Raw genomic sequence first — 13,908 nt, 5'->3', positions numbered from 1 at the left:
AGCTTACCTGATCTGTAGTCAGTCTCCCTTTCCCCGAACTCTGGAAGCTCTCGCTTCAGCACAGCGATCAACCCCTAATTTTGCATTAGGAAGTGCGATCGCCAATCCCCTAGAGGTGACTCAGGCAATTTTGCAGGATTTGCATCAGCCCAACCTGGCCAGCCATATTCCCAATACCGGAGATTACTGGATACTGGATACTACTACCTGGGCCACCTTCCGGTTTGCTTATCAGGTGATTTAGTTCTAATCTAAGAACGCCTGCACCAGGTAAGTAAATCTCCTGAAAATCAAGAAGCCTTCAAAACCATTGTAATTTCAAGAGCTTCCTTGAAAGCGGGCAGCGAGAATCGAACTCGCATCAATAGCTTGGAAGGCTATGGTTTTACCACTAAACTATGCCCGCTGATAGGGACGCAGCTTACTATTACTAAGCCTTAACTAAGCTAGCATACTTTGCGCTACACAGTGATCATTCTGTAATTTTTACCTCCACATAAATTGTGGCCGGTTTGACAGAGCGGGTGTTCTCGTCCACTTGCTCGTAGGCAGGGCTGAACCTCCATTGTTTCAATACGCAAGCCGCCAACTCATCATATCGGCTGTTGCCACTGCTGTTTTGAGCAAGAATGGTGGGTTCGCCCTGCAGTTGTCCTTGTTCGTTCAGTGCTGCTTTGAGCACTACAGCTTTCCCAAAGGCAGAAAGAGCCTCAGGAGTTAACAAACAGCCTGATGTATCAGACATAAATTCTTTAGACAACTCTCCCTGAATCGTCGCAGGTGTGATTGCAAAAGAGTAAGCGATCGTGCCCTTATCCACAGCAGAAAGTAACTGAATTTGAGCGAGAAACCTGGCCGGGGTTGGAGTATTGGCGATCGCCAGCGGACTGAGGGGTGAACCAGGTGATTTGCTGGTTCGACCTGGGTTATCAGCCGGATTGGGCACATTAGGCAGATCCGGTAAACGAATTCCAGAGGCGATCGGCCCTCTGACGGCTAGATTGGATAAGCGATTATTGAGCGAGGAGGCTACTGAATCGGTTGGAGTGACACGGTTGGGAACAGGGGATGTGAGGGGTGCAGGAGGGAGTGAGGCTGGAGGTGAACCAGAATGAGGGCGGTTGGCAGTAGGGGATAGGGGTTGAGGGGATGGCGGAACCGAGCGAACAGGCTCAGAAGGGGCAAGAGTAGTTTCCGACTTAGGTGAAGGGGGGGACAAATTGGGAGGCGAGGTTTCAGGAGGAGAGGCTAGACGCTGAGTGGTTGGGGCTGGAGAGGCAGGAACTGGATTGGATGCTGCTGGTTGACTGGAGGACGGTTGGGATTGTTTAGACAGTAGGGGTGTGACTTCATCCAGTGCTTCGGCAAATTCAATCGCAATCGATTCTGGTTCTACAGGTACTCGGATAGCCTGTACCAGCAGCGATCGTAGTCCCAAGGCCAGTGCCAGATGAATCAACAGGGAACTGGCAAACACAATCACCCAAAAAACAGGAGACTCGGTTCGCCGCTGATTACGAATTGATTGCAGTTGTAAACTCATCCTACCAATAAATAATAAAACCAATAATGAATAAAACTGTGCTGATCAGTAGGGTTGAAGAATCACTCAGGGGAATCATAAACCAAGTCCAGCTAGAGAACGATCGTTTTCCTAGAAGAGCAACTACAGTTCTGCACCTGGATTAAGGTTTAAGCCTAAACCGTTCGCAGGATTCAGTTTTAATCTTGACCTAATTAAGGGTAAGGAGTTAGCTATGTCTCCCCAACTAGATATCTGGAGAGTACAAGCATTTCAGCGCTTAATTACGTTGATTGGTGCGATGAAGGGAGGAGTTTGTCCCAGTGATGAATTAATTGATGAACTGGTGCGATCGCTCAGCAAACTTCCAGCCCGCCCTGCCGGTAAACCTCCTTACCTGGGAATTTTTGCCATCCAGGACTGCACACAAGGTAGACAGAAAGCGATCGAACGGCTACGGGTGCTAAGAAATACCTTGCAAGGTGATCTCTGTCCTGCCGATGGCTATGTGGATGATTTGATTCGCACCCTCAGCAATCTTCCTAAGCGGCCAGCCGATAGGCCACCTTATGCAGGTCTGTTTCCCAAAAGTAATATGAGAATACTGATGGCTAGTGACTTGCTGAAGATTGCCCCGGAAGCTCCAGCTAAGCGGGCAGAGCAGTTAGCGCCCAATTTGAATCGCGCCATGATTGAGTTTGAGATTATCACTCCCCTGTGTCAGGCTCATTTTTTAGCCCAGATTGCCCATGAGTCCGATCGCTTCAATGCAATGGAAGAATACGCTTCCGGTGCGGCATACGAATGGCGGGACGACCTGGGTAATATCTATCCGGGAGATGGGGTGCGTTATAAGGGTCGGGGGTTGATCCAAATTACTGGACGCGCTAACTACCATGACTGTGGCAGAGCATTAGGTGTTGATCTGATCAGTAATCCCACTCGACTAGCGGATCCGGATTTAGCCTGTCGGAGTGCTGGCTGGTATTGGCACTCTCGCCAACTCAATAAAGATGCCGCTCGTGATGATGTGCGAACGGTTACCCGTGTGATTAATGGCGGATATAACGGTCTAGACGATCGCATCCAACTCCTGACGGCAGCTAAACGGGTGCTAGAAATTTAAGGATTGCTTGACAATGAGCCTAGGAAGATGGCTGGATGATGGATGACCAAATGGCAACTGAGCATGACGGAAACTCAGGAAAAAATAGACCCCAAGACTCCTAATCCAGTCATTCCCCAACTCATTGTAGGCTTGGGAAATCCAGGCCCCAAGTACGATCGCACCCGCCACAATGTGGGCTTTGAGATTGTAGATTTACTGGCCCAGCGGTGGCAGATTTCCTTATCAGAGCAGAAAAGGTTTCAGGGCATTCTTGGCGAAAGAATTGGCTCTGGTGGGCAAAAAGTTTGGTTACTGAAACCACAGACTTACATGAATAATTCTGGGCAATCCATCCGAGCGGTAGTGGACTGGTATAAGTTGCCTCCAGAATCGGTATTGGTGATTTACGACGATATGGATTTACCCATCGGCAAGTTACGAATGCGGCTATCGGGTTCTGCTGGAGGACACAATGGTATGAAATCAACGATCGCGCACCTGGGAACCCAAGCCTTTCCCCGCCTGCGAATTGGGATTGGTGGTGCCAGACAGGGGGAGCGCGATCGGGATACGGTTTCCCATGTGCTGGGTAAGTTTTCTCCTTCGGAACAAGTCATTATCGCAGAAGTGATCCAACTGGCAGCCGATGCGGTTGAATTGAGCTTGCGACAGGGAGTTGAAAAAGCCATGAGCCTGTACAACAATCGCAGCATTCCTGAGAGTTAATGAAATTTGGCAGCATCAAGAATTACAAATTTTGTCTTGACCGACTAAACCCCCTATTTTTTAATTAAAAAATTAAATTGTGCAGGTGAATATCAATGCTTAGATATTTGTCTCATGAGTACTATCTCCCATTCTTACATCAGTGCACTTCCACTATTCTGGTTCAGTGTTTGTTTGAGACTTAGCAGATAGGTTTAAGCGATCGCTGGCTCAGCATCGTGGATAAGCACTGGTATAAGGATGAGAGATAGTGCCTATGAGACGTTGGATTAAGTAAATACCATCAAATAAAAAAGCATAAATTCCGCTGATGGTGGAAGTGCTTTATTGATGCCGATATTCCTCTGCCACTTAAGTTTTTTCAGGAGAAATTTCCTGTGAATTTTAGGCGGAAGCAAATGAGTTCCAGACAAAAGCAAGCAAAAAAGCTCAACTGATTCAAGAATATGGATCTTGCTGTTGGTGGTGCCGTTGTGTCTTTTCTAAAAATCAACTAACCCTTGATCATCTTAAGCCTATAAGTAAAGGGGGGTCTAATTCATTAGAGAATTTGCGATTAGCCTGTTTTCCATGTAACCTTTCTCGTGGAAATAACCTTTTTCTCCCAAGTGTAAGCACGTAAAAACAGCGAATTTCGTAGGATGTGTAGGTGTTCGCCGTAATGCATCAAAGTCTAAAAGTAATGCGTTATACTGCGCTAATACATCCTACAAAAAGATCTGGATTTATTTTATTTTGCTAATCCACATGTGCAGAAGAAACAATGCATAAACTGTTGACTTTTAAGGATGAAAAGCTTTTACGACAAGCATTAACTCACCGTTCCTACATCAATGAAAACCCTGGGGAAATAGGAGACAATGAGCGCTTGGAGTTCCTGGGGGATGCGATTCTCAATTTCATCAGTGGAGAGTATCTCTATCAGCGTTATCCTGAGATAGCAGAGGATGAAATGACACGACGACGAGCAGCCCTTGTTGATGAAAAACAACTGGCTAAATTTGCCATTGAGGTGGGTTTGGACTTTAGGATGCGGTTAGGGCAAGGTGCCATTCGGGATGGGGGGTATCAAAATCCCAATTTGTTGAGTAGTACATTTGAAGCTGTTGTTGGAGCTTACTATCTGGATCACGATCGCGACATTGCAGCAATTCGTCCCCTGATCGAGGAACTCTTTGATGCTGTACCGGCAGGTGTGGTGGCCGTTCGCTCCTGTATAGATCCCAAGAATCGGTTTCAGGAGTGGGTACAGGCCAATGTTGCACCCACTCATCCCCGGTATATCACTGAGAAGGTCGGTGGCACAGATCACGCGCCAGAGTTTTTTTCTAAGGTTTATGTGGGAGATAAACTCTATGGTGAGGGGAAAGGCCGCAGTAAAAAAGAGGCAGAAAAGCAGGCGGCTGAAGTTGCTTTAACGAAACTGAAAAAACAAGGGTTGCTTTGAAATGGCCGTGCGGTTTGTCGCTGTCCTGCATTTGCAGCTAAGAGGGCGTTTGAAAAGGATCTGGCGATTAAAACCGTGATTACACTCACCCAAGCTGCCGACGTAGACTCAATACCATCAAGGGTTTCAGTAATCTGCGTCGGCAGGTTTTCTCCGGATAGCCGCGACTTCAGTCGCCAGGGTGATTGGACAAGGTTTAGATTGCGAACAATTAAGCGATCCGGTTTATGATAATCAGCAGATTTTGCTATGGCTAGAAAGCTAGGTGAGCATATTCAACTTCGCGATCGCCCCATTCTAAATCTTCTAGGAAACCTGAAAGGGGACTGAAAGAGTAACTTCTGCATGATGCTCAACACTATTTCGATTAAAAAATCAGTCCAGAACTGGAAGTACTTTCTCCAAAGCCATGCACCAGAGTTACAACCCCTATTCCTGATCACAGCGGCCTTTTTAGGCTTTATGTTGCTGTTTGGGTTGCATCGCTACTATACATTCTATACCTCCTACGACCATGGCCTGTTTAACCAACTGTACTGGAATAGCCTGCATGGTCACTTTTTCCAGAGTTCTCTCACCTCCAGTAACTCCATTGGTGTACTAGAAGACGGCAAAATTCCAGTCGTTAACTTTTCCCACCTGGCGCATCATTTTGTGCCCAATTTCATGCTCTGGTTGCCGCTCTATGCCCTGTTTCCCTCTCCGGTAACGCTGGTTGTCTTGCAGATTGTGCTGATGGCGGCAGGTGGCATCATGCTATATGCTCTGGCACGGATTTATCTCAAGCCACTGCTTTCGCTATTCATTACAGCGAGCTATTTTTCGGCGATTGCGGTGATTTCCCCCACCTTTGCCAATTTTTATGAACATTGCCAGATTCCTCTGTTCGTCTTTGCGTTGTTATGGGCGATGGAAAAACAACGGTGGGCACCATTCTGGATTTTTGCCCTGCTTGTGTTAGGGATTCGAGAAGACGCTGGGCTGATCCTGTTTGGGGTTGGCCTCTATATGATCTTCAGTCGCCGCTTTCCCAAAGCTGGGATTACTCTCTGCGTTTTAAGCTTTGCCTATGTAGCCTTTATCACCAACATCATTCAGCCGCAGTTTTCTGATGATGCAAAGCGACTTTACTTTGCTACCCGCTTCAAGCACTTTGTCAAGGGAAATGAGTCTCCCAGCACTTTACAAGTTCTCTGGGGAATGCTAACCCATCCCGTCGAACTGACGCAAAGCTTGCTCACCCCCTTCGATCGCCGTTTTTTTTATCTGGTGGGGCAGTGGCTTCCTCTGGCCTTTATACCAGCGCTCTCGCCTGCCAGTTGGGCGATTGCTGGAATTCCCTTACTGGCCCTGGTGATGCAAACAGGGAAAACAGCTTTGTTCATTTCGGTGCGATATGCTGTAGCGATCGTGCCAGGAATGTTTTATGGAGCTATTCTCTGGTGGGCCTACCACTGGAAACGTCCCCAACCTCCTTTCCCCAAAGGCCAATCCTGGTTGAAGAAAGTGGGTTGGACATTTCGCACCCGGCAATTAACCCCAGCCTTCCGCCAGTTCTGGGTGGCTTGTATGGTAGTGTCGATTATTGCGGCGATTGCTACCAATCCCAACCAGGCGTTTTACTTTCTGATCCCAAATTCCATTCATCCCTGGGTTTTGGTTCCCCTGACGCGGCAGTGGGAGCACACCACCGTGCTGAATCGGCTGGTCAGTCAAATTCCCCCTGACGCCAGCGTTTCCGCAACGACCTACGTGATTCCGCAACTCTCCAGTCGGCGGGCTATCATTCGTACACCTTCGATGCACATCAAAAACGATGCAGGCCAGGTGAAACGTGTGGATTATGTGCTAGCAGACCTGTGGCGACACCAACAGTATGAAGCCATTTTCAAACCCGATCGGGTGCGCCTGCGGGATTTACTCAAGACGATTGATGAGGCCACTCAATCGAACTATGGCTTCCTGGCGGTGCAGGATGGAGTAGTACTGCTGAAAAAGGGCGCTTCCTCGACTCCAAAGCTGGTTGCTGCGTGGGGTAGCCTCAAGCGAGATATTATTACATCCCTTACGAAACCTCAGATGCGAAGAGGTCAATAGAGCCTGCGGTAGAGATTTTATCCTTCATTCCCCGGTGTCTTGTATGGTATTGATTGAACCGATTGGCTGATTCACGGTATAGAGGAGTGCAAGCATGGGTTGGTTACCCAAAAAATCATTGCTTTCCAGGTTTAAAGTCGGTCAATTTAGCCATCATCCCAACCTGAAAAAACAGACAACTCAAGAATCTGAGTGTTTTTTTGCTATGGAACCCTTGGTTGCGAGGAGCTCAATGGGGCTAGAAACCTGCGACAGCCAAGTGGTCAGGGTTCCTTTGAGACAACCCGATGTTTCAGTCATTTTGCCAGTATACAACGAGCAAGCCTGTATCAGTAGCACTTTTGATGCCGTATTGGGCTACTCCCGCTTGCATCCCACTTATCAATTTATTTTTGTCAATGATGGCTCTAGTGATCAGACACAGAGGATTTTAGAACAACGGATTGCTGGGGCAGAAACAGAGCAAATTCAGTTGTGTACTTATTCCAATCATGGTGGCAAAGGATACGCTGTGCGGCGCGGCATTGAGAATGCAGATGGGGACTACATCTGTTTTATCGACGGGGATCTGGCCTATTCTCTTGATCACTTAGACCTGCTAGTGGCCAAACTGCAACACTATGAGGTGGTGATTGGTTGCCGGGGATTGGTGCCAGGAGGAGATCGCGGCTTGAATGCCACCCGTAAAGTTGCTGGAAAGATTTACAATATCCTGTCTAAACGAATTCTGAATTTAAGATTTATCGATATGCAGGCCGGATTGAAGGGGTTTCAGAAACAAGCGGCCAGGGAGTTATTCAGTCGGCAGGCATTGACAGGTTTTTCTTTTGATGTGGAATTGATCTACCTGGCGAAGAAATTGGGTTATGCGATCGGGGAAGTTCCGGCTTATGTTTCTGCCAATCACTCCCACAAAGTCTCGAAAGTGAATTTGGTGATAGATTCGCTGAAAATGCTGAGCGATTTGTTCAAAATTCGGCTGAACGATTGGCTGGGATGGTATGAATAGGGCTATTCTTCTGAGCTTTGATGTGGAAGAGTTCGACGTGCCGGAGGAGTACGGTCAGCCGTTGCCCGATGCGGTCAAGTTTGCCATCTCCCGCCAGGGACTAGAGCCAATTCTGGAACTGCTAGATGAGTTGAACATCCGAGCCACGTTTTTTACCACAGCCTATTTTGCTCTGAACCATACTTCCCTGGTTCAGGCAATCGCTCAGCGGCATGAAATCGCTTCCCACGGCTTCTATCATTCCTCCTTTGCAGTCGCGGATTTAGAGAAATCACGGCAGACCCTGGAAGAGATCACCCACACTCCTGTCACCGGATTTCGGATGGCGCGGTTGCAAAAGGTGAACGATCGAGAGATTGAAGGGGCGGGTTATGCCTATAATTCTTCCATGAATCCAACTTATCTTCCCGGACGATATAACAACTTTTTTCAGCCCCGGACTGTCCATTACTCCCATCAGCTATTGAATATTCCTGTATCGGTCACGCCATTCATTCGCTTTCCTCTGTTCTGGTTGAGCTTTAAGAACCTGCCACTACCGCTCTACCAGGCCGCCAGTTTATTCACCCTGCATGCCGATCGCTACTTAAGCCTGTATTTTCACCCCTGGGAGTTTACCGATATTTCCAGCTTTACCCTACCGGGATACATCAAGCGTCACTCTGGGCTACCCATGCTGCGGCGACTGAAACGCTACCTGAACAGAATGAAAACAGCAGCGGAGTTCCTGACTCATGAGGAATTCCGGCGATCGCAGCCATTGAGGTACTAACCATGTCCTGGCTCAACCTTCTGTCCTTTGTTGGTATCTTTGCGCTCTGCGGCATTGCATGGCTGACCTCAGAGGATCGCCGCATCATTCCCTGGAAAACGATCGCCTGGGGGATTGGACTGCAACTGATTTTGGGAATGCTGGTATTTTTAATGCCTGCCACCCGCGGTTTGATGCTACTTCTGAATGATGCCGTCAATGCTGTGTTGGATGCTACAGAAGCAGGCGCTCGGTTCCTGTTTGGGCCGTTGTTTGTTCCCCAACCCAGTGGGGTGCCAGGGCCAGTGCTGGCCGGACGCTGGATTGCACGGGCGATTACGCCTCCCTATGTACCTGTACCGGGCGATCGGCTCAGTCCAGATTTTCTCAACCTGGGGTATGTGTTTGCCTTCCGCGCTCTACCCAGCGTCATCTTTTTCTCGGCCTTGATGTCGTTGCTGTATGCATTGGGCCTGATTCAACCATGGGTCAATCTGTTTGCCCGACTATTTCGGCGCACGATGAATTTAAGTGGAGCCGAAGCCCTGAGCGGCTCTGCCAATATTTTTGTCGGCATTGAAGCGACTTTGGTTGTGCGTCCCTACCTGGAACGGATGACTCGCAGCGAACTGTGTGCAATCCTGGCTTCTTGCTTTGGCAGCACAGCATCCACCGTACTAGCCCTGTATGCCAGCCTGCTCCGACCGACCTTTCCCAATATTACAGGGCATCTGATCTCTGCTTCGGTCATGGCGATTCCGGCCTGTTTCGTGCTGGCTAAGCTGATCGTGCCGGAAACGGAGGTGCCAGAAACCATGGGCAAAGTTCTGCGGGAACATCCCTCCTACACTCAGGATGCCGCGATCGCAAAAGGCATGGAGTCCTTTGATTCAGGGGTGGAGCGCGAAGACATCGTTGAAGAAGTGCCTGCTGCCCCAACTAAAACTGCTGCTGTGCCCCAGCCCGTTTCCCGTATTGGCCCCTCCCCAGATCGGGAAGATCCTCTGGAACCCGTGGAAACTCCGGCTTTCCTGGCCCCCATAGAAAGTATTGTGGTGGGAGCACTGGATGGGCTGAAGATGGCAGGGGCGATCGCGGCTTTACTAATCGCGGTGTTGGGCTTAGTGGCCATCATCAACCTGTTCTTCACCAACCTGGCTTCCCTGGCCTCCAGTTCTCTGCCTTTCTTCCAGGCGATCGGGCGAGTCTTTCAAGTAATCACTCTGCAAAATATTGCGGGTGCTCTATTCCTGCCCTTGACCTTTCTGACCGGGGTTTCCCTCAAATGGCCGGAGCTCTGGCAAGCCTCTGTGCTGATTGGACAACGCCTGCTGCTGACCGAAGTTCCCTCCTTTGAGCAATTGGCCGTCCTTGCCAGCCAGGGAATTCTCAGCCAGAGAGCTTTGCTGGTCGTCAGTTATGCCCTGTGCGGATTTGCCCATTTTGCCTCCGTCGGCATTTTTGTTGGCGGCATGATCAGCCTGGTTCCCTCTCGCCGACGAGACATCAGCGAACTGGGGTGGAAGGCCCTTTGGGCAGGCACTCTAGCAACCTTGATGATTGGCTGTATAGCTGGACTTTACGATACTGGGAATCCGGCGATTATTGGCAGATAGGGAAAAAGGGAGAGTTAGGAGTTAAGAGTTGAGAGTTAAGGGCGAATGTCATTGGTGATTGGTGATTGGTCATTGGTTAAGTTGTCAGTTACAAAATTATCTGCACAGGGCACAGAACACAGGACACAGGACAAAAAATAAAACCATTTGGAGGTTGAATGAGGGTAAGACGAATATGGACAGTAGTGTTGGGGGGATTGAGTGCGATCGCGATTGTACTGTCTAGTGTTATGGCTCAATGGCCGATTTCCCCTGCGCTCACACCCACTGAGTTAGCTGTGGCTCAAACTCCTGCTCCAATTGGCAGAACGTCTCCAAGCGCGACTCCTTCTCCGCAACTGACCACTGTTCCCCAAGCGCGATCGTCCCCGACTCCAGCGGCCTCTCCCACTCCTACGGCTCCTGCACCCTTGCCAAACCAAACCAATATTCCGGCAGTACCGGTTTCTCCTTCTTTAGCTCCAGCCCCTCCGTCTGCCCCTGCATCTACCGCTGCGCCTCTGCTTCTGGGAGGAACCTATCAAGATCCGGCAGGTCGCTTTAAGGTAGGTGTATTGAAGGACTTTAAAGTGAGTCCTCTGGCTGGTTCGGTTTTAATTGAATCAGCAGACGGCAACCTGGCCTATGCTGTAGTAACCCAATCCCAACCTTTAACAACACCCATTGGTTTGAGTGCAGGCTACGACAATAGTGAAAGTTTAGCTAAGGTAGCCAGAGCCGTCTTTCAACGAGGTGAAGGATTTCAACCAGGGCCATCCCGATCGGAAGCTGGTGGGGGAGCGGTGATGGACTGGACGGGCACCCTGACGATCGCAGGCACCTCCCAACCCGTTGGCGGTACAATCTTAGTTCGTCCATCCGCCAAGGACATTTTGCTGCTCATCATTACCGCTACCCAAACTGGGGCAAATCAGCTTCCTGGCGCACTAGCTGCCCTTGCCAGCAGCCTTCAGCCCCTTTAATTGACTAAGTCACCCTAGCGACTAAAGTCGCAGCTATAGGGAGAAAGTCTGCCGCTGCAGGCTACTGAAATTCTTGATTGTATTGAGTCTGCGTCGGCAGACTTTTAAGAGTATTAATCCTGCGGAAATCGATGGCAAGAAAACTCAAGTCCTTATATCGCTACGCTATTGATTATTGGCAATTGTCCTTCTGAACCTCATGACCAATTCCATTCTCAAAATTTTTATCCTGTCCATTGCCCTGTCCTACGTCATCAAGTATGGGGGGCGGTTCTTACCCGTTTCAGGAACCGTGGTTGCTGCCTTAGTTGGAGTTTTGACGCTGCCAGTGCTGATGGCGATCGCCCTAGGCTGGCGATGGCAACAAAATAAGCTATGAGTATTGAATACTAATCACCCTGGCGCCTGAAGTCGCAGCTATACCGAAAAAACCTGCCAACGCAGGTTACTGAAAACCTTAATGGTATTGAGTCTGCGTCGGCAGACCTGGTGAGTGTAGTCGCGGTTTTAACCACCAGATACTTTTCAAACGCCCTCTTAGAACTTCTCTCGGAGTCTGCTGTGAAACTGGGTCACTGGATCGCACTGTTCGCATTACTGGCAACCATTTACATCCTCTGGCAAATCCGAGAGGTGATGTTGTTGATCTTTGCAGCAGTTGTACTGGCAAATAGCCTGAATTTATTTGCCCGCTGGTTGAATAAGCGATTGAAGTTACCCCGATCGTGGACAGTACTGATTGCCGTTAGTTGTTTAGCAGCCTTCGTTGTAATTTTTTTTCAGGTGGTAATTCCGCCCTTTGTACAACAGCTTCAAGAAATTTATGTATTGGTGCCTCAGGGAGTCAATCAATTCAATACCTGGCTCAATTCACTCGATCGCATACTGCCCGCTGAAGCGCGACGTTACATTCCCACCCTGGACAGCATACTGCAACAGGTTATGCCCGTCTTGAATCGCCTGTTAGGTGGTTCCTTTGCATTTTTCTCCAGTTCCCTAGGAGCAGCGGTTAATATTTTGTTGATCGTGGTACTGGGATTGATGCTGCTGATTAACCCACCAGCCTATCGTCGGGGTTTCCTGCGGCTGTTTCCCTCCTTCTATCGTCGCCGCATGGATGGCATTTTGACAGAATGCGAGCAGTCGCTGGGAAACTGGATTGTTGGTGCGCTGATCAGCATGAGTGTAATCGCCGTGTTGAGTACCCTTGGGCTATCTCTGATTGGTGTGAAAGCAGCTCTGGCGAATGGGGTGCTGGCGGGATTGCTCAACTTCATTCCCAACATTGGGCCGACCATCAGTGTTGTCCCGCCAATGGCGATCGCCCTCCTGGACTCTCCCACCAAAGCCGTGCTGGTACTGATCCTGTACATCGCCATCCAGCAATTTGAAAGTAACCTGCTTACCCCCTTTGTCATGTCTCAGCAGGTGAATCTTCTCCCTGCCGTTACCCTGTTATCCCAGGTCTTTTTTGCCACGATCTTTGGCTTCTGGGGTCTCCTGCTCGCCCTGCCTCTGATCGTTGTCCTGCAAATCCTGATCCGTCGCATCCTGGTCGAAGACATCATGGATCGCTGGCATCTCTCAGATAGCCAACTCCCTGCCGAACCTGCCTTTTCCCCGGATGGCCCAATCTATGCCCCAACGGTGATTTCGGAAACAGTCATTCATCCGGGTGGTGAGGAAGGTGAGGAAGGTGAAGCAGATGGGGAAGTGAAAGAGAAAGGAGGGTGATGGGAAAAAGTTTTAGGTTTTGAGTTTTAAGTTTTTCACTGTCCACTGCCCCATTGCTCGCCTTCCCTCACTTCCCTACCCTCCCCGCCTTCTCCCACTCCCCCACTCCCCTACCCAGCTATCCACCATGTCCCTACAAGCACTGATTTTCGACGTAGACGGAACCCTGGCTGATACTGAGCGAGATGGACATCGAGTGGCATTTAATCGAGCCTTTGCAGAATCAGGCTTAGACTGGGAGTGGTCAGTGGAGCGATACGGGCAACTGCTCGAGGTATCGGGAGGTAAGGAACGGTTGCAACGGTATTTGCAAGAAGACCAGCCAGACTTGATCCTGCCTGGAGACATGAAAGCCTGGGCGGCTGAGATACATCGGTTGAAAACTCGGCATTATCGGGAGTTGGTGCAGCAGGGAATTTTGCCACTGCGTCCTGGTGTGAAACGGCTGATTCAGGAGGCACGGCAGGCTGGCATTCGGTTGGCGATCGCCACCACCAGCGCTCCCGATAATGTGCTAGCCCTACTGGAAACGGGATTAGGAGCTGACAGTCCCTCCTGGTTCGAGGTGATTGCAGCGGGGGATGTGGTGCCTGCTAAAAAACCTGCTCCTGATATTTATTGCTATGCACTGGAGGCGATGGGTCTACCACCAGAGGTATGTGTGGCGATCGAAGACTCCCACGTTGGCCTGCAAGCGGCGCTCCAGGCAGGACTGACGACGGTGATTACCCCCAGCAGCTATACGCAGAACGAGGATTTCACGGGAGCCGCCCTGGTTGTGAGTCATTTGGGAGAACCAAGCAAGCCGTTTCAGGTGTTAGTCGGGCATGCCTTACCCTCAACTTATTTCGATATCTCCTGCGCTCAGTCTTTGCTCGCTACCTCTGCGTCTGTTACCGGATCCCGAATCGACCTACAATAGGCAGTATTGGCACG

14 protein-coding genes and 1 tRNA gene are annotated in these 13,908 nt (G+C 49.7%); 13 read left to right on the top strand and 2 right to left on the bottom strand.

The window, feature by feature from the left end; genetic code table 11:
* Positions 1 to 244, top strand: a 244-nt coding sequence (locus ACUVQO_RS12650; protein WP_445926230.1) for a hypothetical protein, incomplete at its 5' end; no start/stop codon positions are given.
* Positions 245 to 335: 91 nt separating this feature from the next.
* On the opposite strand, the gene ACUVQO_RS12645 is transcribed toward ACUVQO_RS12650, so the two are convergent.
* Both ACUVQO_RS12645 and ACUVQO_RS12640 read right to left on the bottom strand, forming a co-directional pair.
* Positions 336 to 406 (bottom strand) — tRNA-Gly (locus ACUVQO_RS12645).
* A 66-nt stretch (positions 407 to 472) separates the two neighbouring features.
* On the bottom strand, positions 473 to 1,543 hold the full coding sequence (locus ACUVQO_RS12640; RefSeq protein ID WP_445926229.1) for a hypothetical protein: 1,071 nt from the start codon (positions 1,541 to 1,543) through the stop codon (positions 473 to 475).
* Positions 1,544 to 1,757: 214 nt separating this feature from the next.
* Here ACUVQO_RS12640 and ACUVQO_RS12635 point away from each other — a divergent pair, with 214 nt between their 5' ends.
* The 12 genes from ACUVQO_RS12635 to ACUVQO_RS12580 all read left to right on the top strand — a co-directional run bounded on the left by ACUVQO_RS12635 (position 1,758) and on the right by ACUVQO_RS12580 (position 13,894).
* Positions 1,758 to 2,648 (top strand): glycoside hydrolase family 19 protein, encoded by an 891-nt coding sequence (locus tag ACUVQO_RS12635; protein WP_445926228.1) that lies wholly within the window; start codon positions 1,758 to 1,760, stop codon positions 2,646 to 2,648.
* 42 nt (positions 2,649 to 2,690) lie between these two features.
* Positions 2,691 to 3,356, top strand: a complete 666-nt coding sequence (pth, locus tag ACUVQO_RS12630) for an aminoacyl-tRNA hydrolase (protein ID WP_445926227.1) — start codon at positions 2,691 to 2,693, stop codon at positions 3,354 to 3,356.
* A gap of 433 nt (positions 3,357 to 3,789) precedes the next feature.
* Positions 3,790 to 3,978: an HNH endonuclease gene (locus ACUVQO_RS12625; RefSeq protein WP_445926232.1), complete on the top strand. Its 189-nt coding sequence runs from the start codon at positions 3,790 to 3,792 to the stop codon at positions 3,976 to 3,978.
* Between the two features lie 141 nt (positions 3,979 to 4,119).
* Positions 4,120 to 4,803 (top strand): ribonuclease III, encoded by a 684-nt coding sequence (rnc, locus tag ACUVQO_RS12620; protein ID WP_445926226.1) that lies wholly within the window; start codon positions 4,120 to 4,122, stop codon positions 4,801 to 4,803.
* Between the two features lie 345 nt (positions 4,804 to 5,148).
* Positions 5,149 to 6,900: a DUF2079 domain-containing protein gene (locus ACUVQO_RS12615; RefSeq protein ID WP_445926225.1), complete on the top strand. Its 1,752-nt coding sequence runs from the start codon at positions 5,149 to 5,151 to the stop codon at positions 6,898 to 6,900.
* A gap of 274 nt (positions 6,901 to 7,174) precedes the next feature.
* Positions 7,175 to 7,909: a glycosyltransferase gene (locus ACUVQO_RS12610; protein ID WP_445926224.1), complete on the top strand. Its 735-nt coding sequence runs from the start codon at positions 7,175 to 7,177 to the stop codon at positions 7,907 to 7,909.
* Positions 7,902 to 8,681 carry a polysaccharide deacetylase family protein gene (locus tag ACUVQO_RS12605; RefSeq protein ID WP_445926223.1) on the top strand — a complete coding sequence of 260 codons (780 nt, stop codon included), beginning with the start codon at positions 7,902 to 7,904 and terminating at the stop codon, positions 8,679 to 8,681. The genes ACUVQO_RS12610 and ACUVQO_RS12605 overlap by 8 nt, the downstream gene beginning before the upstream one ends.
* Positions 8,682 to 8,683: 2 nt before the next feature.
* Positions 8,684 to 10,276, top strand: coding sequence for a NupC/NupG family nucleoside CNT transporter (locus ACUVQO_RS12600; protein ID WP_445926222.1), 1,593 nt, complete (start codon positions 8,684 to 8,686; stop codon positions 10,274 to 10,276).
* A gap of 230 nt (positions 10,277 to 10,506) precedes the next feature.
* Positions 10,507 to 11,238 carry a hypothetical protein gene (locus ACUVQO_RS12595; RefSeq protein WP_445926221.1) on the top strand — a complete coding sequence of 244 codons (732 nt, stop codon included), beginning with the start codon at positions 10,507 to 10,509 and terminating at the stop codon, positions 11,236 to 11,238.
* A 199-nt stretch (positions 11,239 to 11,437) separates the two neighbouring features.
* A complete protein-coding gene (locus ACUVQO_RS12590; protein ID WP_445926220.1) occupies positions 11,438 to 11,617 on the top strand; it encodes a hypothetical protein in 180 nt (59 codons plus the stop codon).
* A gap of 182 nt (positions 11,618 to 11,799) precedes the next feature.
* Positions 11,800 to 12,972, top strand: a complete 1,173-nt coding sequence (locus tag ACUVQO_RS12585) for an AI-2E family transporter (RefSeq protein ID WP_445926219.1) — start codon at positions 11,800 to 11,802, stop codon at positions 12,970 to 12,972.
* A 127-nt stretch (positions 12,973 to 13,099) separates the two neighbouring features.
* The gene (locus tag ACUVQO_RS12580) at positions 13,100 to 13,894 is read left to right on the top strand and encodes an HAD family hydrolase (protein ID WP_445926218.1); all 795 of its coding nucleotides are present in this window, start codon (positions 13,100 to 13,102) and stop codon (positions 13,892 to 13,894) included.
* Positions 13,895 to 13,908 lie beyond the last annotated feature (14 nt).

This window comes from Leptodesmis sp. (genome assembly GCF_052746595.1).
This window is presented reverse-complemented; position numbering and strand designations above follow the sequence as displayed.